The sequence below is a fragment of the Erythrobacter sp. F6033 genome (assembly GCF_023016005.1).
Lineage (GTDB): Bacteria > Pseudomonadota > Alphaproteobacteria > Sphingomonadales > Sphingomonadaceae > Erythrobacter.
In genome coordinates this window covers 732,092-750,571 of sequence record NZ_JALKAZ010000001.1, presented here as the reverse complement: position 1 = coordinate 750,571, position 18,480 = coordinate 732,092, and the positions used below count along the sequence as shown (strand labels likewise).

17 protein-coding genes are annotated in these 18,480 nt (G+C 57.9%); 3 read left to right on the top strand and 14 right to left on the bottom strand.

The window, feature by feature from the left end; all coding sequences use genetic code 11:
• Positions 1-42: 42 nt before the first annotated feature.
• The 9 genes from virB11 to MWU39_RS03385 all read right to left on the bottom strand — a co-directional run bounded on the left by virB11 (position 43) and on the right by MWU39_RS03385 (position 8,671).
• Positions 43-1,083: a P-type DNA transfer ATPase VirB11 gene (gene virB11, locus MWU39_RS03425; protein WP_247158577.1), complete on the bottom strand. Its 1,041-nt coding sequence runs from the start codon at positions 1,081-1,083 to the stop codon at positions 43-45.
• Between the two features lie 12 nt (positions 1,084-1,095).
• Positions 1,096-2,226 (bottom strand): TrbI/VirB10 family protein, encoded by a 1,131-nt coding sequence (locus MWU39_RS03420; protein ID WP_247158576.1) that lies wholly within the window; start codon positions 2,224-2,226, stop codon positions 1,096-1,098.
• A gap of 37 nt (positions 2,227-2,263) precedes the next feature.
• On the bottom strand, positions 2,264-3,073 hold the full coding sequence (locus tag MWU39_RS03415; RefSeq protein ID WP_247158575.1) for a TrbG/VirB9 family P-type conjugative transfer protein: 810 nt from the start codon (positions 3,071-3,073) through the stop codon (positions 2,264-2,266).
• Positions 3,070-4,257, bottom strand: a complete 1,188-nt coding sequence (locus MWU39_RS03410; protein ID WP_247158574.1) for a type IV secretion system protein — start codon at positions 4,255-4,257, stop codon at positions 3,070-3,072. Before MWU39_RS03410 ends, MWU39_RS03415 begins: the two co-directional genes overlap by 4 nt.
• Positions 4,254-6,695: a VirB4 family type IV secretion/conjugal transfer ATPase gene (locus MWU39_RS03405; protein ID WP_247158573.1), complete on the bottom strand. Its 2,442-nt coding sequence runs from the start codon at positions 6,693-6,695 to the stop codon at positions 4,254-4,256. The genes MWU39_RS03410 and MWU39_RS03405 overlap by 4 nt, the downstream gene beginning before the upstream one ends.
• 42 nt (positions 6,696-6,737) lie before the next feature.
• Positions 6,738-7,049, bottom strand: coding sequence for a VirB3 family type IV secretion system protein (locus MWU39_RS03400; protein WP_247158572.1), 312 nt, complete (start codon positions 7,047-7,049; stop codon positions 6,738-6,740).
• A gap of 8 nt (positions 7,050-7,057) precedes the next feature.
• Positions 7,058-7,366, bottom strand: a complete 309-nt coding sequence (locus MWU39_RS03395; RefSeq protein ID WP_281501066.1) for a TrbC/VirB2 family protein — start codon at positions 7,364-7,366, stop codon at positions 7,058-7,060.
• A gap of 49 nt (positions 7,367-7,415) precedes the next feature.
• Positions 7,416-7,967 carry a lytic transglycosylase domain-containing protein gene (locus MWU39_RS03390; protein ID WP_247160292.1) on the bottom strand — a complete coding sequence of 184 codons (552 nt, stop codon included), beginning with the start codon at positions 7,965-7,967 and terminating at the stop codon, positions 7,416-7,418.
• A 305-nt stretch (positions 7,968-8,272) separates the two neighbouring features.
• Positions 8,273-8,671, bottom strand: coding sequence for a tetratricopeptide repeat protein (locus MWU39_RS03385; protein WP_247158571.1), 399 nt, complete (start codon positions 8,669-8,671; stop codon positions 8,273-8,275).
• Between the two features lie 329 nt (positions 8,672-9,000).
• On the opposite strand from MWU39_RS03385, the gene MWU39_RS03380 reads away from it, so the two are divergent.
• Positions 9,001-10,545 carry a hypothetical protein gene (locus MWU39_RS03380; RefSeq protein WP_247158570.1) on the top strand — a complete coding sequence of 515 codons (1,545 nt, stop codon included), beginning with the start codon at positions 9,001-9,003 and terminating at the stop codon, positions 10,543-10,545.
• Positions 10,546-10,669: 124 nt separating this feature from the next.
• Complete coding sequence (locus tag MWU39_RS03375) at positions 10,670-13,351, top strand: TonB-dependent receptor (RefSeq protein WP_247158569.1); 2,682 nt, start codon at positions 10,670-10,672, stop codon at positions 13,349-13,351.
• Between the two features lie 55 nt (positions 13,352-13,406).
• Here MWU39_RS03375 and MWU39_RS03370 read toward each other — a convergent pair whose 3' ends face one another.
• Positions 13,407-14,432: an aldo/keto reductase gene (locus MWU39_RS03370; protein ID WP_247158568.1), complete on the bottom strand. Its 1,026-nt coding sequence runs from the start codon at positions 14,430-14,432 to the stop codon at positions 13,407-13,409.
• Between the two features lie 473 nt (positions 14,433-14,905).
• Between MWU39_RS03370 and MWU39_RS03365 the strand changes: the two genes are divergently transcribed.
• Positions 14,906-15,160: a cold-shock protein gene (locus MWU39_RS03365; RefSeq protein WP_247158567.1), complete on the top strand. Its 255-nt coding sequence runs from the start codon at positions 14,906-14,908 to the stop codon at positions 15,158-15,160.
• A 127-nt stretch (positions 15,161-15,287) separates the two neighbouring features.
• Here the strand turns inward: MWU39_RS03365 and MWU39_RS03360 are convergent, their stop codons facing one another.
• The 4 genes from MWU39_RS03360 to MWU39_RS03345 all read right to left on the bottom strand — a co-directional run bounded on the left by MWU39_RS03360 (position 15,288) and on the right by MWU39_RS03345 (position 18,355).
• Positions 15,288-15,530, bottom strand: coding sequence for a hypothetical protein (locus MWU39_RS03360; protein WP_247158566.1), 243 nt, complete (start codon positions 15,528-15,530; stop codon positions 15,288-15,290).
• The gene (locus tag MWU39_RS03355) at positions 15,527-16,012 is read right to left on the bottom strand and encodes an SET domain-containing protein-lysine N-methyltransferase (protein ID WP_348646364.1); all 486 of its coding nucleotides are present in this window, start codon (positions 16,010-16,012) and stop codon (positions 15,527-15,529) included. The genes MWU39_RS03360 and MWU39_RS03355 overlap by 4 nt, the downstream gene beginning before the upstream one ends.
• A 447-nt stretch (positions 16,013-16,459) precedes the next feature.
• The gene (locus tag MWU39_RS03350; RefSeq protein WP_247158565.1) at positions 16,460-17,200 is read right to left on the bottom strand and encodes an SDR family oxidoreductase; all 741 of its coding nucleotides are present in this window, start codon (positions 17,198-17,200) and stop codon (positions 16,460-16,462) included.
• Between the two features lie 12 nt (positions 17,201-17,212).
• Positions 17,213-18,355, bottom strand: coding sequence for an acyl-CoA dehydrogenase family protein (locus tag MWU39_RS03345; RefSeq protein ID WP_247158564.1), 1,143 nt, complete (start codon positions 18,353-18,355; stop codon positions 17,213-17,215).
• Positions 18,356-18,480 lie beyond the last annotated feature (125 nt).

Sequence of the window (18,480 nt, the reverse complement as noted above, 5' to 3'; positions counted from 1 at the left end):
TGGAACGCGGTCTAATTCACCCAATAGGGATTGTCACTTGATTCACACGAGCGAGCGCGTATCGGCGATTTGTGTAATGCCGCGTTTGCCGTTTGTATCGCGGCCCAGCTGGACAATCACGTCAATTACGCTGGCGGAATAGGCAATCGTGTCGGAGCGGGAGAGACCAATGCCCGTCTGCATCACCATCAAAGACAATTGCTCGAGCGCGCCATTCAGCGAATTGGCGTGAATGGTCGAAAAGCTGCCAGGGTGGCCGGTGTTGATCGCTCGAAGGAATGAAACGCTTTCCGCGCCGCGCAATTCGCCGAGGACGATGCGATCAGGGCGCAATCTCAACGCCGCCTGTAGCAACTCGTTTGCCGTGACTTTTGCCTCACCCAATTCGCCTTTTACCGCGACAAGGCCGACCGAGTTTTCGCCCGGGAAACGCAGCTCCGGCGTATCCTCGACCAGAACCACGCGCTCCTCCTGCGGTATTTCGCCAAGCATCGCGTTGAGGAACGTGGTCTTACCCGTGCTGGTGCCACCCGAGATCAGAACAGTCTTTCGCGCACGGATTGCCTTTCGCAAGTAAGCGATTGGCTCCATTTGCGGGTCGGGCATCGACACTTCAGCTTCGCTCGAAAGCGGGCCTGAATCGTAGGCATCAAGCGGCAGATCGAGCCGCCTGTGACGCCGGATCGCCATAATCCAATGCTTTCGGCTGGCTGGAGGTCCGCAGAACTGGATACGTGCACCGTCGGGCAGCGTCGCACCCAACAGAGGATGTTCGCGGTTGATCCCCTGATGCGAAACCCGCGCGACCTGCTCCGCCAGACGTTGCACGAGGCGATCATCAATCTCCGGCGTTTCAATTCGTTTCATCCCGGGATCGGATGCGTCCTCAATCCAGACCTCACCCGGTCGATTGACCATGATCTCTGTGACCGTGTCGCGGTCCAACCAGCGTTTAAACGGCTCGAGATAGGCGTCGAGATAGACGCTGCGTTCGCCCATCGCGATCAGGCTGTCCACCTGATCAGAATCGGCGGAACTGCTGGTATCGCTGGAAGTCTCAAACGGATGGATATCGGCGCTCATACTATCCGGCGATCACTGAACTGTGCTGAAGTCGAGATCGCGCGCGGCAAAGACGCGGATGGGTTCGCCGGGGCTGACGCGGATGGTTGGCCCGATCTGGCCATCCTGTTGAAGCGCGGTGCTGGCCGCGCTCTGACCACCGCCAAGGATCACGCTGGTCCCGCCGGACGCGATTGCGCCAAGTCCATCAACCAACGAAAGAAGCAGAGCCGAACCGAAGCGCTGGAAGAACTTGCTATCGACATCTCCAGCGAGCCCGGTTGTGCCATCAAACCCGACCGCAGGCGATGCAATGTTGACCGATACGCCATCGGGTCGGATCAAGCGGGTCCAGATCACATAAGCGCGTTTCTGGCCCTGCTGCACGCCCGACTGGTACTGGCCAATCAAACGCGAAGAACGCGGGACGAGTACGTTTCTCCCATCAAAGCTGAGCACATCCTGGCTCACCACAGCGCGAACATAGCCCGGCACATCGGTGTTGATCGCAGTCTCAAGGATCGCCGGGATCAGAGTCCCCTCGGTTACGGTCGTCGAAGGGTTGGTCATGGGCCGGGCCTGAGCCGGACCGCCCCCTACACCGCCCACGCGGCTGGCAAAGGCAGCTGCACTGCCAAGCGCACCTGTGTCACCAGTGCTGGTCGCGCTGGCGACGGGGGTTGCAGGCGCTTCAACCAGTCGGTTGCCCTGCGTTCCCGTGCTGGCATCGAACACCATTGTCGGGCTGGCATAGGGATTGGTCACCGGGACCCGAGATGCGTTGGGGTTGTTGGACAGGATCGGAGTCGGCGTTGGCGCAGCGGCGGGCTGTACCTCTTGAGGCGCATTAACGGGCGCAGGCGCAACGGGTGCTGCAGCGACCTGAGCGGGCGCCGCAACATTCGGATTGCCGACCGCTTGCTGGTCACCCGTTTGCTGCGCAGCATTCATGGCCCAAAATGTTACCGCTCCGAGCAAGCCGACAATCGCAACGCCAGCAGCAAGTCCGAGACCTTCTGATTTCGCTTTGCGGTCAATAACGGCAGGAAAACCATTGCGGCTCGCAAGGTCGATGATTTCCGCAGACTCGCTGTCACGCGGATCGCCCTCAGCCGGGGTATCTCCCTCGCCCTTTTTTCCCGGAAGTCGCATTGCAAGACGCATTACTTCGTCTCCCTCACATCAGACTGGTTCGCCAACATCATGATCCGCGGTTCCTTTTTTCATAGGCTGCCGCGCTGCGCGACTGAGATGGCACCGGACCATTGTTGGTCAGGATCGCCGTATCCTCACCGGATCGCAAAATGATTTTCGCCGGGACCGTATCAAGCACCACCGTGTCGCCGCGAACGGTGAAATTAACCGGCCCTTCTTCGCCATCGTAATTGGTCACGAGGATCGCCGGGATCGGTGTCCCAACCGGCCATGTCAGAAACACCGCATCGCCGTTGTCATATGCGCGCGCCGGGAACAGGTCTCGGTCGCCCTCGCTCTCCCATTCGAAATTCAGCAATTCCGGATCGGCCACAGCGTAAGGATCATTGGCGGCGGCCAATTCGACCGCTGTCGCCTGTTCGCGCTCTTTCGCTTCCACCGCAGCCAGTCTCGCTTCTTCCTCGGCTTTTTCCGCCTTCGGATAGCTGAATTTCATCACGTAAAGCGGGTTGTTGCGGGGGCTGGCAACCAAATCGAACAGATACGTCCGCAGGGAGGTCACAACCGTCATATTGGTTTTTGCATTGGGCTGAAGCGGCTTCACGAATAGCAGCGATTGCGCTTTGTTTGGCTGCACTTGCCAAGCCTGACTGTCGCCAATCGCAACATTCTCGATCGCTTCGTCGCTGCGAAACTGGATTGTGGTTTGAACTTTGACCTTGCCCGGGATCGTGAAGACAGCGGTTTCATCGTAGACGCGTGTCTGTAAGCGCGCATCGCTCTGGGCAAAAGCCGGTGCGGCGAAGGCCAAAGCCACGGCGCAGAGTGAAAGCCGAACGGTGTCGACGCGGATCATGAAGTGCTCTCCGGTTTTGAGAAGGCTTTTCCGGTCCCTGCCGAGCGGAAACGGTTGCCAATGCCGCGCGTGCGCGAGCTTGATGGATTGAGCGGAGCGGTTTGGCCGCCTCCGGAAGTGGTGGCGTAGACCTTCGTCTCGCGAATAGTGGTCGATCCGCCTGGGCCGCTATCATTGGCAGCGGCCACGTAGGTCGTTTGCGGCGCCACATCCATGCGGCGCTGCGCGGAAGCGGTAGAAGTGGCAACGGGCGCAGCGCGCGCCTGTCCTGCGAGCACAGGAGCGGCCGCTGGCGCTGGTCGTGCCACCTCCTGCGCGGAAGCGTTTTCCTTTGACGGGACAAGGCCAAAGACTTGCCAACCAGATACCATCGTGGTGGCGACCTTTAGGACAATGAACATCAACGCAATATGCACTGCGCCCACAAGGAAGAACGCCATCGCCGCCTGCTGATCAATCTGTCCGGGAACCGCGACCAAAGCCGCAAGGATTGGCACCGCCATTTCGAGCATGATTGATCCACCGAGGACTGCGAAGAGCGGCGCGAGCGCGAGCATTGTCACGCCTTTGAGCCAACCAGTGAACAGGCCCCGCGTGCCATTGAACAGCGCGAGAACAACAAAGATCGGCCCGACAGCGAGCAGTAGTGCCAGCCCGATGCGCGCCGTTACCAGCAATCCGACAGTACCCAAGAGCAAGAGCATCGCCCCGATCCACATCATGCCTTCTGGCGAAAATGCGCTGATATCGGTCGTGTCGCCGCTGGCCTGCTGAACGGCCAGAAACACAATGTCGAGCTTCTGCGCGAATGTGGCCGTAGCCGACCCGTCTGAACCTGTAATTACACTCGCGATTTCATCTGGACCGCCGACGAACAGATTATAAAAGATCGCAGAAAACGCGGCGAAGCTGGTCGCGACGCTAAGGACAAGGCCGAGCGTCAGCATCTTTGGCACAAGAGAGCGTATCGACAGATTGCTGCGACCGAGCATCAAACTGATCGCGAAAAACGCGACGTAGAGAACGAGTATGAGGGTTAGAGCCAGGGCGAATTCACCGTCTGCCCCAAATATGCGCGAAAACGCCTGTTCGCTGACTTCAGATGCAATGCAATCCACCGCCGTTAGAGCGGCGGAAACGCCAGTGCCCATTCCCTCGGCAGCAAGATCGCAAGTCGTCGTCATTCGGCTGCCTGCCAGATTGGCTGGCCTTGCTCGTCAACCTCTGTCGAACCGTCAGGCCATGCCCGGTTGGTCAGCGATGGATACCACTGTGCAGGGTCATCACCGACCGCTTCACGGAGCAAATCAAGGCGCCGCACAGACGCTTCGCGGCCAGACAGGATCGTCAGAACCTCTGGTGCACCCGACAGGTCGAGACGCACGACAACGCTGGCATCGGGCTGGCGTACCAGAAAACAGCGGCTGTGCGCCGGCAGAGAGCGGATCAGCGCAAATTCGTGATCGGTCAGGCCGAACCCATCGCAATAATCTTCGGGCCGGGCGCGGCTGTTTGGCATGAATATCATCGTCGCTGTCTGCTCGACCAAGGCAGTCGAAATGCGGCTTTCCAGTGCATCCTTGGCAGACTGCGTTGCGAACCCGACCAGCGCGTTGCGCTTCCGAAGTGTCTTGAGCCAGTCGCGAATACGCGCGGCGAACACTTCATCGTCGAGAGCTTTCCAACCTTCATCGATCAAGATCATGGTTGGCTGACCGTCCAACCGTTCGTCAATCCGGTGGAACAAATACATCATGACTGGCGTGCGCAGCCGCGGGTTTTCGAGCAGCTGCGTCATGTCAAAACCGAGCACACGCTGATCGAGGTCAAGCAGGTCGCGATCGTTGTCGAACAACCAGGCGTGTTCGCCGCCGTCACCAGTAGCTTCGCCGATCCACGCAGCCAGTCGGTCTGCGAGATCACCCGGCTCCGGCCTGCGCGACCCGGCAAGCAATTCCTTGAAATGGCGGAGACGTCGCAAACCTGGCGCGTTTTGATACGCGGCATCCACAGCCGCGCTGATCGTCGCAAATTCCTCTGGCCCGTTTGCTTCCAGCAGCACACCGAGCCAATCGCGCAGGAATGCCTTGTTCGAAGGCGTATCGGGCAGCGAGAGCGGGTTGAAGCCGGTCGGTTCGCCCGGATTGATCCGGTCATACCGGCCACCAATCCCGCGAATAAACAGCTCCGCCCCGCGATCCTTGTCGAACAGGATCGTGCGCGGTTTGAATTTCTGCGCCTGCGCCGCAAGGAAATTCATCACCACCGTCTTACCCGAGCCCGACGGACCGATGACCGAGAAATTGCCAAGATCACCGTGGTGGAAGTTGAAGAAGAACGGCGTGGCGCTGGTCGTTTCGAGCAATGTGACAGCATCGCCCCAATGGTTGCCGTCAGCTTGTCCCAGAGCAAAGCCGTGGAAGCTGCCGAAACCCGCCATATTGGCAGAGGAAATGAGCGCGCGTCGCACAATGTATTCCTCATTGCCCGGGAATTGCGCCCAGAAAGACGGCTCCAGATTGGTGTCTTCACGCACCGCGATCGCGCCAGTATCAGCAAGAGCCGCCCCGCAAGCGGCCGTGGCATCATCAAGCCGATCAAGCGTGCTTTCGCGCACCAACACAGTCAGGTGATGATCGCCAAAACCGACGCCGCCATTGCTCAGTGCATCACGCGCCGCCATCATGTCTGATCGTTCGGCTGCTGCCTCCTCATCAACCGAACGCGAACGTCGCAGTGCGAGATCAATGCGCTCGCGGGCTGTTGTGCGCTCGTTTGGCGCGTAGCTCTCCGTCACGATCATCTCGTATGGAAGGCGCAACAGATTATCGAGCAGACCAGGCGATGTCGCCTCGGGATAGTCTTTCAGGCCAAGTATCGCCGAGAAATCAGGATTGCCGCTACCGCGCAGTTCCATCGCATCAAGACCAAAACTGACGCGGCGATAGGGCAGCATTTGCCCGATGTCGGTGTCTTCATGCGGACGTCGCACTGGACGCATCTCGCCGTTATAGATGGCAGAGAGCAATTCGAGCATTTCCGAATTGGTCCCGCCTCCGGGTGCCGAATAATCGCCCAGAACACTCGCGCCATAAGACGATAGCGAAGCCACGAGGCCCGTCGCCGCCGCTTTCAAGCTGCGCAGATCCTTGTAATCCGCTTCAAGCGCTTCTTGTCCCCGGCGGCTCCAGAACTTGGCGAACCTTTCGGGCAGGCCAGTTTTGCCGCGCGCTGGGCGGCGGATCAGAGTGACAAACTGGTCATTGATGAACAGGGATCCGCCAGCAAGCCGCTCTTTCCAGCGCGCGTCAATGTGGCGAGAAAGGGGGTCAGGGAACTCTGCATCCAGCTCAACTTCCACGCGGCGGCGGATCACGTGGTGATACATCACGAAACGCGCATCGAGCGTCGAGCGCAGCATAACCTCACGCGTCACCGCATGGGCATTCAGCGCGTCGGAATCCTCGGTTTCAAAAAGTAGACCGGGTACCTGAATGGCGGTCATCACTGAACCATCGCGGAGCAACACCGTGCTTTCGTCGATCAGACGCTCGTATGGCAGGCGATCGCCAGCGGGCGCTTCTTTCGCGCTCCATGCAGCCGCTCCGATCCATTTTACCATAGTGCTCGGCCCTCCTTCGGGTGGCCCAGTGTTGTCTTCGTGTCAGGGGGTATAGCTGTTGCAGCCCCAACGCTTGTAATTCGGGATGCGCGGGCATTTGGAAACCTTGGTGATCCAAAGGTCGAAAATGCGCGGTTCACGCAGTGAAGCAAAATAGCCAATCGTATGCATTACGAAAGGCACCACCAAGAATGCGATCAGCAATAGCCCGTTTGTGATGAGCAGATTTTTGAGAATAAGAAACGCGATCGTCGTCACCATCAGATTGATGATGAAGAAATTCATCGTCACGCCCATGAACATCTGAGGTCGGGTCAGAGCACGGTGCACCGGATTTCGAACGAGATCGCTCATCGCCTTTCCTAAACCGCCGATTGAATGCCAGCGACAATGGTTGTCGCGCCAAATAGGATGAAGACGCCAATGATCACTGTCGCACCAAAGCGCCAGTTCATCCGGCCAGTCAGCATCATAAAGCCGATGGCAGCGACGGCCATAACAGCAACAGTCGTCGCAACAGTGCCCAGCAACGTGCCTTGAAGCCAAAGCAGCGCGTTGTTGATCGGCCCTGCGCCTTGCGGATCAGCACCCTGAGCCGACGCCACAGCGGGCATCAAGAACACGGTAAGAAAAGCAGCAAATCGAGCTGGCATTCGAAAGAGCGAAGTCATTATGGTGTCCATTGTCCTTACTGAGTACGTCAAATCGATGAATGCGGCATTATCGCGTCGTAGGTCGCGAATGGTTCGCCAAACGCCCCATAATCGCCGCGACATAATGCTGTGTCTCGCGAATGTTCGGTATGCCGCCCGCCCGGATTACCCGGCCCGGGCCCGCATTATAAGCCGCCAGCGCCTTCTCCAGATCGCCATCGAACGTGTTGAGTTGCTCTCGCAGATAGCGCGCGCCGCCTTCAAGATTGGCTTCGGGATTGTCAGGGTCGACGCCAAGGTAACGCGCAGTGCCCGGCATCAATTGCGCCAGCCCGCGGGCTCCAGCGGGAGAAACCGCGTTCTCACGCCAGCGGCTTTCCTGCCAGACAAGCGCCTCGAGCAGTGATGGGCTGAGATCATAACGAGCCGCAAGTTCCTGAATTTTCGCTGCGTAGCGGGCAGGCACGCCAAGCGCGGTGTGCTGCGGATTTGCAGCGGCTCCATTAGGGATGGCGGTCTCGATCGTCGCTCGCTGAGCACTAGTAATTTGAAGGGTGGCAGGAGCAGCGGCAGGAACACCGCCAGCCACCCAGCGTGCGCCTGTGCTGTCGATTTCCATAACATCCGCTTGCGCCGCAATGGCACAGAAGCTGGCTGTCAAAGCCAACACATATTTACCTGCGCGCGCTAGAATCACGACCCGAGCCTCCACTTCCCACACGCCATGTCTACCCTAAATGACATTGAGGTGACAGAGGCTAGACAACCGCGAATTAACCATTCGTTGGATTTAGAGCCCAGACCATCAAAACTACACACCTAAAACAAAGCGGGCCTCGCCGCTGTGGCGAGGCCCGCCATAAATAACGTGGTCGACCATCAAAGCGGCAACCATGCCGCCGCTTAGGGGCCTAAAAATCGCGATCAGTCGCGCATTACCAGACGGTTCGCAGGGCGAAATTCCCCGCGATCAAGCATGGCGATCGCCTTGCGAGCCAATCGGCGGGAATCTGTTGAATTGCCGTCAGCGGTTTCAAGCTCAAGCTGCTTATGGCTCGACATCGCCGCTTTAAACATCGCGCGAGCTTTGGCTTCTTCGCCAGCTTGCGCAAACGCGATGCCGAGATTGATCAAAAGCGCCGGATCGCTCGGGTTGGATTTCAACTGAGGCTCAAGCGCGCGGATCGCTTGCCCGCTTTCACCTTTGGCGAGGCTCGCAGCTCCAAGTTCTTCAGGTTGAGTGGTCGCATCAGTTTGTGCGGCGCTTGTATCTGCAGCCGGATTTGATGCCGCCAGCGCAATCGCAAGTGCTGTGAGTGTCATATGCCTCATCCCTTCTGATTATTTAGGAATGTGACATAGAATTCATAAAACTGCAACATATGTGACATTTCTGTAATTTTTGAGAAACATTTCGATCTATTCCACTGTTTTTCTTGTGTAATAAATCTTATCACATCCAGCGGAATTTTGCTCTTCAAGGTGAATTCAAACGCACCAATTGACCAAAAAGTGTCACAATCGAAAAAGCATGTGGATAGTGAATTGAAACCGTAACTCAGAAAAAAAACTGTCACGACTCATCACTAGCGGGGTCCCAGCGCGTCTGATCGCGTGATCCGATTCTCGGTTTTTTTAGGGGACCGCTCGCTGTGAAAAATTTTCAACGTATTCTCGTTCTTGGCGCCAGCACTGTTGCTCTTGCTGGCTGCGGCGCAGATGAAATTGTCTCGCCTGGCACTGGTGGTGATATCATCATCAACAACCCGTCGCCTTCCCCAACGCCGACAGCGACGCCGACCGGCGGAGCGACTGTCACTCCGGCGGCAGGTTGCCCGACGATCAACACGGCCGGCGGTCTGACCAATGCAGGCACGATCACAGGGCCAACCGGTGAGTACCGCGTATGCCGCCTTCCATCGACATTCACAGTCGATGACAATCTGCCATTTGTGAACGGCCTGCTTTACCAGATCGATGGCCGCGTAAACGTTGGCACCGATCAGGGGTTCAACAGCACCAACACCGATGTGACCCTTTCAGTTGAGCCGGGCGTGATCTTCTTCGCACAGGCTGAATCGTTCCTTGTCGTAAATCGCGGCAACACTATCGAAGCGGACGGGACGGCGACGATGCCAATCGTCTGGACCAGCCGTGACAACGTGCTGGGCCTCAGCAATGATAACAGTCAGGCACAATGGGGCGGCGTCGTGCTGCTGGGCCGCGCGCCGGTATCAGATTGCTCCGACCAGACTTTCAACACAGCCGCCGCGCCCAATGCCAACCCGCAATGCGAACAACAGCTCGAAGGCACCGTGGTCGCCACTCCTTTTGGCGGCACGAACAGCGCGGACAGCTCAGGCTCATTCACCTTCAACCAGATCCGGTATTCGGGTTTCGAACTACAGCAGTCGAATGAACTTCAATCGCTGACCACTGGCGGAACCGGTTCCGGCACGATCATCAACAACCTGCTGTCATTCAATAGCTCGGATGATGGTGTCGAATTCTTCGGTGGGTCCGTAAATGTCCGCGATCTCGCCGTGATCGGTGCGTCGGATGACTCCCTTGATGTGGATTCTGGCGCGCAGGCCAATGTCCAAAACGTGCTGGTCGTTCAGCGTACTGGCACCGGGGACAGCCTGATCGAATTCGACTCTCCGGATGATCTTGCTGACGGTACTCCCGGCAACGCTCTTCCGCAGAGCCGCCTGCAAGTGAACGGCTTCACATTCGTACAGCGCTCCTCTTCATCTTCGCAAGCGATCCGGGCACGCGGTGGCCCTGCACTGGGCCTGAGCAACGGCGTCATCGATGTTGATAGCGCTGACGATGTCTGCATCCGCATTGACGAACAGATCACCCTCGCAGCGATCATCGGTTTTGACTCGCTCATTTGCGACGGAGTGAACCGCCCTGTTCGTGGTTCGTCGGGTGTCGCCGATACCGAAGTTCAGGCGGTTGTTGACGCTGGCACCAACAACAACCTTGTTGGCACGCTGACGCTGACGGGCACCTTCATCAACGGTGCAACGGAAAGCGCCGTGCCTGTGCTTGATGCAACAGCCCGCTCAAGCTTCTTCACAGCTCGCGCCGAAATCGGTGTGACGGACGTGTTCGGCGATTGGACCTGTAACTCATCGATCATGGACTTTGGCAGCGCGACCGGCGCCTGCACCTCGCTCCCGGTTTACTGATCGGGCGACACTCACATCCGGGGGAGGCACCGCGCAGTTTGTCCGGTGCCTCCCTCGCCAGTTAAAATTCCGGGTCGCAAGACCCATCACGTTTCCGGACCTAAGATCGAAGGGGTCTCGTATTATGTCGACCGGCACACGCCTCGCAGGGTTATTGCTTCTCACCACATCGCTCAGCTTTCCGAGTGTTCTGTACGCGCAGTCTGCGGACGAGCCTCCGGCAAATGCCGAAGAACCGGAGCAGGACGCCGAAGAGATCCAGGAAGAGCCCGACATTTCGGTACCTGGCGGCGGCATTATCGTGACCGGTCGGCGCAATCGCAATCCCGAGCGAAATTCTACGCAGGTTCTTAACGTCCTTTCCGAAGCCGATATTGCCCGCACGGGCGAAAGCGATATCGCCGGCGCGCTGGGCCGCGTGTCTGGCCTTGCCGTGGTGGGCGATGGCCGCGTCTTTGTGCGTGGTTTGGGTGATCGATATTCGCTCGCGCTGCTCAACGGGCTTCCGTTGCCAAGTCCGGAACCGCTGAGCCGGGTTGTCCCGCTTGATATTTTTCCGACCAACGTTGTCGCATCGTCTCTCGTCCAAAAAACCTATTCGGCCAACTATCCCGGCGAATTTGGCGGCGGCGTTATCAACCTGACCACCAAAGCCGTGCCGGTCGAGGATTTCCTCAGCGTCAGCTTCTCGATCAGCGGCGACAGCGAAACCACATTTGAAAACAGCCTGACCTATGCTGGTTCTGATCTCGACTCCTTCGGCTTCGACACCGGATTGCGCGACGTCCCGCCAAACCTTCAGGCCTTCCTCGATAGCGGCGAACGTATCGGCAGCGTCGATCTTGCAACGTCCGAAGCAATTGCTGGCGAATTGTTGCCAACAAATCTCGTCACCCTCCTGAAAGAAGGCAATGAGCGCCCGAACTATTCCGGCTCGATCACCGGCGGCGCATCCATCGAACTTGGCGAAGACACGTATCTCGGCATCATCGCCACCGCTTCGATCAAAAACAGCCTCCGCAATCGCACGGTGATCAGCCAAGGCGGCAGCTCGGACCTGTCCGAACTGTTCCAGGATTTCAGCACGTTTATCACCGACGAGAATGTCCTCGTAAACGGCCTCATCGGGATCGGTCTCGACTTTGGCGAGCACACAATCCGCTGGACCAATCTCTACATCCGCGACACGCTCAAAACCTCGCGACTTGAGCAGGGTACCGATATTCTGCCCGGCTTTGACGGGTTCGATTTCCAGACCCAGCAGACCGCGTTTTTCGAACGGCAATTGATCGACACGCAGCTTGTTGCCGAGCTTGATTTCAACCGCGTCAATATCGATCTGCGCGGCGGCTATGCCCGCACCGATCGCGAAGCTCCTTTCAACACCACCGTCAGCTACACCCGCACAAACATCCCCGGCGATCCGTATGGCGATTTCTTCGTCGCCTATTTCAACCAGCTTTCCGACGCTGGTATCACAACGGTTGCCTTCGATGATCTGCAGGAAGAGCTCTGGTTCGCCGGAGCCGACCTTTCTTACGAACTTTTCGACAGCTTCGAAGTGACCGTTGGCGGTGCCTATTCCGACACCACCCGCCGTTCTTCCAGCCGCGAGTTCCGCCCTTTCATCTCGGGCGATGTGCTGGACGATTCCATCGTCCCGGCTCTTGGCCTGCGCCGTCCCGGACAGATCATCAACGATGCAACCCTCGCCGGGTTCAACGTTACCTTGACCGAGGCATCACCCTTTCCCGTGTTTGACGCAGGGATCGAAACAAAGGCGGGCTACGGCCTGTTCCGTTGGCTGCCATTTGAAACGCTGACAATCGAAGCCGGTGTCCGTTACGAAGACGCCGCGCAATTCGTCGCTCTTGATCAGACAATCTTCAACACTCCTATCGCCGGGGCGACGCCGACCAACAACAACAACGATTATTTTCTGCCCGGCGGCACGATCACGTGGGAGCCGCTGGAAGACTTCCAATTGCGCCTATCCGCTTCGAAAACCATCGCCCGCCCGCAATTTCGCGAGCTGGTCGAGCAGACCTATTTCGATCCCGAATCCAACCGCCGTTTTCGCGGCAACCCGTTGCTGACCGATAGCGAGCTGATCAATGCCGAAGCCCGCGCCGAATACTATTTCGGCGGGCCCAACCGGATCAGCCTTGCCGGTTTCTACAAAGAGATCGACAACCCGATCGAGAACACACTGATCTCCGCCTCAGGTCAGGTGCTGACCAGCTTTGCCAACGCGCCGAGTGCCGAGCTTTACGGGGCCGAGATCGACTTCGCCTATGGCATCGACCTGTTCGGCCTTGGCGGGACATTCTTTGAAACCAAACAGCTGCTGCTCCTCGCAAACTACACGTACTCAAAATCGCAAATCAAAGTCGGCGCTGGCGACATTTCTCCCACCACTTCCAACCCGAACCAGCTCGCCGCGCTGATCTTTGACGATGGCGCCCCGTTGGTTGGCCAGTCGGACCATGTCGGCAACATCTCCATCGGCATCGAAGACACCGAGAAAACGCAGCAGGCCACAATCCTTCTCAACTATTCTAGCGAGCGCGTGACCCTTCGCGGGGGCGCTCTGCCCGATGTGGTCGAAGACCCTGGCCTGACCGTCGATTTCGTCGCCCGGACCGAGATCGGCGGCGTCGGCACCCCGCTGGAACTGTCATTCGAAGTGCGCAACATTTTTGGCCGCGACAATTTCGAATTCCAGCAGCTTGGCGAGAACCGGATCGAGATCAACACCTATCAGGTGGGCACCTCTGTCTCGCTTGGCATCAAAGCCGAATTCTAATCGGACCCTCTCCGAAACAACCTTAAGGCCGCTCCGTGAGGGGCGGCCTTTTTTGTCAGTCCTTCACAACCGAAACCTTATCCATCGGAGGCAGCGGCATGCCCATGCCGGTTGGCGTTTTGGGCCGGTATGGTGCTTCGAGTGCGCTCAGCTCCTCGTCAGTCAGCTCGATATCGAGCGCGGCCACGGCGGCTTCGATATGATGCGGTTTTGATGCGCCGATAATCGGAGCGGCGACGGCGGGCAGCGTAAAGTGCCATGCCAGCCCGACGCTCGCCATGGATGCACCGCGTTTCTCGGCGATGTCCGCCAGCGCGGTGATGATCGCCTGATCGGCGGCCTCATCATCCTTGTACAGCATCTTGCCCACGCCATCGGTCTTGCTGCGCACCGTGTCCTCACCCACAGGCCGCGCCAGACGGCCACGGGCAAGCGGGCTCCACGGAATCACGCCAACACCCTGATCCGCGCACAGCGGCAGCATCTCACGCTCTTCTTCGCGGTAAAGCAGATTGAGCTGGTTTTGCATTGAAATGAAGCGGGTCCAGCCATTCGCGCGCGCCACGTCCTGAGCCTTCGCGAATTGCCACGCATACATTGACGATGCGCCGATATGCAGCGCCTTGCCCGCCTTCACGATGTCGTGCAGCGCCTCCATCGTTTCCTCGATCGGGGTGCGATCATCCCAGCGGTGAATCTGAAACAGATCGACATAATCCATGTTCAGCCGCGTCAGACTGTCATCGACCGCCTGCATCAGAGCTTTGCGCGAATTGCCGCCAGAATTTGGAGCCTGCTTCCACGGGAAATACGCTTTGGTCGCAACGACGATCTCGTCCCGCCGCGCCATTTCGTTCAGCAGCTTTCCGGTGATCTCTTCCGACGTGCCGCCCGCATAGACATTGGCTGTGTCGAAGAAATTGATCCCTGCTTCCAGCGCCGCGCGAAAGAACGGGCGGCTGTCTTCTTCGCCCAGCAGCCAGTCTCCATGCCAACCTTTGGTCGTGTCACCATAGGTCATGCAACCAAGGCAAAGGCGCGAAATCATCAGGCCGGACGGGCCAAGTGCGGTGAATTTCATGTCATTCTCCTTTGCAACATTGGCCCGATTCCCAGGGCAATGGCTTGGCGATAATTTCCAACACTGCTTGACACTTTGGGCCATGTGTCATGCGGTGCCTACAGGGTTAAACCAATGATTTCCTTGGAAAAGGCCCATGTAGGACACACATGACAACCCTCCAACTCGTCTCAGTTCTCTCTTCAGACAATTTAGGTATCCGCGTTGGCATAAATTGGCGCATGTAGGAAAGTCATACACTCTTGAAAGTAGGCCTTCTGTTTGCGACCCATATGTGGACATAGACGCGACACGGACACAAGGCTTCATCGTGCCGTTGTAATCTCGGGCCGCCATAGCCATCTATCGATCAGCTACCAGTCGCAATCGACGGTCACCGCTTCCACAGTCGGAAGCCCTTTCCTTCAGTTCCGCCTCATAGTCGCAGCCGGGTCTATTCTGGCGCGCTGCACACTCGTTCGAAGGAATGACACATGATGCATTACGGCAAGATCAAGAATTACGACAGCAGCGTTGGCACTGGCTCAATCACCCCCGAAAAGGGTGGCGATGCGCTCCGCTTTGAGAAGGCAAGCCTTCAACAGGAAGGTCAGGTCCCCGAGGTCGATCAGCGCTTCAGCTATGAAACCAGCGAAGTCGACGGAGGCAAAAAACGTGCCGTAAACCTGCAACACCAGCAGGGCGAGGACCAGGACCGCAAGGACCAAGCCAGCCAACAGCAGGGCTGACACCAACCAATCAGAGCCGGGGGTTTAACCGCTCCCGGCTCTTGAAATGCAGGGTGCATCTGCAACGACGCGACCCGAGGGGTTTTAGGGCAATTTGCCTTTTGATCTCCAACTTTATCCCCCGCCGCTAGTCGGCGGGGGGTTTTTGTAGCTGTGGTTGATTATTGCGTGCTTGTGCAAGCGCATCGCTGAGATTGGTGTATCGATAGGCACCAACCGCATAGTTTCCCACCAAGGTGAGAATAATGCCCATCTCCCGAAGCTCAGCCATGTCTTGCGTCAGCGCCTCACATTGAGAAGTGTCTATACCGCCATCCTCACACAGCATGTGGGGGTGGCAGCGCGGAAGGAACTTGTCAGGGATCATCATGTATCAATCCTTTCGAGGTGCGAAAGCTCGGCGTCCATCTCGATAAGGTAGGGCGCAACGAATCCGGCGTAGTCATGCTTGCGTTGCTGAGGCAGGTCTTTCCAGCCTGTGATTGACCGGCGACAATTGGCATTCCCACAACCGCATGGGCCGACGAAATGTTCGATCCGGTAGTTGCGCATTGCGTAATCATATGTGGCTTCGTCTTCGGCAGCGATATCGCACATCGCGACAATATTATGGCCGCCGGTATCGTTGAGCACGATGCCGCAATTCGGATCGCACGAATGGTTGAACTTGGAACTCAATCCCTTGTGAAATCCAAAGCTGGTCTTGCTGATTTGCGAGGCATGCGAGTGATTGGTTATCGGCCTATCATCAAGCACGCCGACATAGAGAATGTCGCCTTTGCTAAATGGTCCTAGGGTAAAGATACCTTGACCGCGACCATCTGCAGTGCGTTCTTCGATAGCAGCTATCATTTGAGATTCCTCAGTCTGTAGTTGGGTGATAAGACAGTGAGCCAGCGGCCCTGATCTTTGCGAAAGGGTACTGGGCGACGCCGAGTTTTTGTCGAGCTTCGTGAATCAAGTTCTCATGATGATCGACGCAGCCGTTCGGCGCAGGACGAGGTTCTGCCGTAGCGGCATTCATCAAAGCGATCTGGTGGTCATAAAGAAGTCTGTTGAGGCTCAACTCGCGATCTCCCTAGTGCGGGAGCGCAATTGTCTCTCAGTCGAAAGGGCGCATAAAACGTGCTCTCGATATATATAAAATGGTTATGACCATCACGATTTACAAGTTGCAGGTCATAAGAAGTGGACGGCTAATACTTACCACAAACCTTGTAGTCCGTTTCCACACTCACATTCAGTCATTTCATCGTAGCGAGCAGTCGGCTGAAACCGAACGAGCGCACAAACCGCCGATCAGCTCAGCGTCAGGCCGCCATCAACGACCAGCGTCTGCCCCGTCATGTAAGAGCTGAGCGGGGATGCGAGGAACAGCGCGGCGCCCGCCATTTCCTCCGGCGTGCCGAACCGCCGCATCGGGATCATCGCAAGTGCGCCCGCGCTGCGTTCGGGATGTTCGGTTGTCACCGTGGTCATCTTGGTCGGGACAAAGCCCGGCGCGATTCCGTTCACGCGAATGCCGTCCTTTGCCCATGCCTCGCCCAAGGTTTTAACAAGGCTCGCCGCACCCGCTTTTGACGCGCCGTATGCCGGGTTGCCCTTAGTCGCGTTGAACGCAGCAACGGACGAAACGACGGTCATCGACCCGTCTCTCTCCGCCAGCCCGTTATGAAACGCGCGGGCGAGATCCATTACGGAATTGAGGTTCACATCGACAACCTCGTCCCAGCCTTCGCGCTCGAATTCCTGACGGCCATAGCGCACGATACCCTGACACTGGATCAGCACATCAACCGCGCCGACCAGATCGGGCAATGCGGCGGCGGCCTCTCGCTTTGTCACATCAAGGTGGACATAGGTAAGCCCGGTAAAGTCGCTGTCCTCCGCCTCCAGATAGTCGCCTGCATCGGGGCGCGTACCGGTGACAGTGACGCTGGCACCGCGCGCGCGAAAGCTCTGCGCAATGCCATTGCCGATACCGCCCGACCCGCCAATGACGAGGACGTGTTTGCCGGTAAAGTCGAGTGGGTCGGTCATGTCTGGTAATCCCTAAATTGCGCGGCTCACGACTTCTTTCATGATCTCGCTGGTGCCGCCATAGATGCGCTGAACCCGGGCGTCGCGCCACAGGCGGGCGATGGCGTATTCGTTCATATAGCCCGCGCCGCCGTGCAATTGCAGGCAGGCATCGACCATCTCCCACTGCATTTCGGTGTGCCATAGCTTAGCCGCGCTGGCCTCATCCGTGGTTAGCTCGCCGCGCAGGTGGCGGGCGATGGCCCAATCGAGATGCGCCCAGCCGACTTGCAATTTCGCTTTCAGATCGGCGAGCGTGAATTTGGTGTTCTGAAACTCGAACACCGTGGTGCCGAATGCTTTGCGATCTTTGGTGAACTTCACTGCTTCATCAAAGGCGCGCTGTGCCCCGCCCATTGCGCCAACCGCGATGCTGAGGCGTTCTTGCGGCAGTTCCTCCATCAGATGGACGAAGCCGCGCCCCTCCGCGCCGAGGATATTGGTTTTGGGCACGCGCACATCCTGGAAAAACAGCTCGGACGTGTCGGCGCTGTGCTGGCCGATCTTGTCGAGGTTGCGGCCCTTCTCAAAGCCCTCCGTTCCCGCATCGACCAACACCAGCGAGGTGCCCTTTGCTCCTGCCGACGGATCGGTTTTCGCAACCACGATCACCACGTCGGCGTTCTGGCCGTTGGTGATGTAGGTTTTGGAGCCGTTGATGACGAGGTGATTGCCATCCTCCACCGCAGTGGTGCGGATGCCTTGCAAGTCGCTACCGGTACCCGGCTCCGTCATCGCGATGGCGGTGATGATATCGCCGGAAATCATGCCGGGCAGATATTTCGCCTTCTGCTCTTCACTACCGAGCCGTTCGAAATAATTGACCGTGATGTCGTTTTGCAGAGTGAAGCCAGCCGACGTGCCGAGATAGCAAAGCTCTTCCGCCAGAACGCAGTTAAAGCCGAAATCGAGGCCGAGGCCGCCATTCTCTTCGCTAACGGTCGGGCACAGCATCCCCGCCTCGCCCAACGCCTTCCACGCCTCGCGCGGAACGATGCCCTCTTCCTCGTGCTGGTCGAGGTAAGGCTCCATATGCTCGGCCAGCACTTTGCGGACAGTGTCGCGAAACGCCTCGTGGTCTTCGTTATAGGCGGTGCGGTGGGCGGTATCGAGCATTCAGGTTCTCTCTTCCAGAATTCGGTTTTATTCTGGAACCGAATGAAGCGCGGTAAGCGTCTGCGGTCAAGCGCGAAAGGTGGAAGTGGGCGCAAGGGCCGCGATTGCGGAGGGTCGGCTAACGA

Coding starts and splice junctions, on each gene's coding strand:
- virB11 (WP_247158577.1), bottom strand. CDS start 1,083: ATGAGCGCCGATATCCATCCGTTTGAGACTTCCAGCGATACCAGCAGT.
- MWU39_RS03400 (WP_247158572.1), bottom strand. CDS start 7,049: ATGAGCGATCTCGTTCGAAATCCGGTGCACCGTGCTCTGACCCGACCT.
- MWU39_RS03415 (WP_247158575.1), bottom strand. CDS start 3,073: ATGATCCGCGTCGACACCGTTCGGCTTTCACTCTGCGCCGTGGCTTTG.
- MWU39_RS03420 (WP_247158576.1), bottom strand. CDS start 2,226: ATGCGTCTTGCAATGCGACTTCCGGGAAAAAAGGGCGAGGGAGATACC.
- MWU39_RS03375 (WP_247158569.1), top strand. CDS start 10,670: ATGTCGACCGGCACACGCCTCGCAGGGTTATTGCTTCTCACCACATCG.
- MWU39_RS03355 (WP_348646364.1), bottom strand. CDS start 16,012: ATGATAGCTGCTATCGAAGAACGCACTGCAGATGGTCGCGGTCAAGGT.
- MWU39_RS03385 (WP_247158571.1), bottom strand. CDS start 8,671: ATGACACTCACAGCACTTGCGATTGCGCTGGCGGCATCAAATCCGGCT.
- MWU39_RS03405 (WP_247158573.1), bottom strand. CDS start 6,695: ATGGTAAAATGGATCGGAGCGGCTGCATGGAGCGCGAAAGAAGCGCCC.
- MWU39_RS03345 (WP_247158564.1), bottom strand. CDS start 18,355: ATGCTCGATACCGCCCACCGCACCGCCTATAACGAAGACCACGAGGCG.
- MWU39_RS03395 (WP_281501066.1), bottom strand. CDS start 7,366: ATGACTTCGCTCTTTCGAATGCCAGCTCGATTTGCTGCTTTTCTTACC.
- MWU39_RS03360 (WP_247158566.1), bottom strand. CDS start 15,530: ATGATGATCCCTGACAAGTTCCTTCCGCGCTGCCACCCCCACATGCTG.
- MWU39_RS03390 (WP_247160292.1), bottom strand. CDS start 7,967: ATGGAAATCGACAGCACAGGCGCACGCTGGGTGGCTGGCGGTGTTCCT.
- MWU39_RS03350 (WP_247158565.1), bottom strand. CDS start 17,200: ATGACCGACCCACTCGACTTTACCGGCAAACACGTCCTCGTCATTGGC.
- MWU39_RS03365 (WP_247158567.1), top strand. CDS start 14,906: ATGATGCATTACGGCAAGATCAAGAATTACGACAGCAGCGTTGGCACT.
- MWU39_RS03370 (WP_247158568.1), bottom strand. CDS start 14,432: ATGAAATTCACCGCACTTGGCCCGTCCGGCCTGATGATTTCGCGCCTT.
- MWU39_RS03410 (WP_247158574.1), bottom strand. CDS start 4,257: ATGACGACGACTTGCGATCTTGCTGCCGAGGGAATGGGCACTGGCGTT.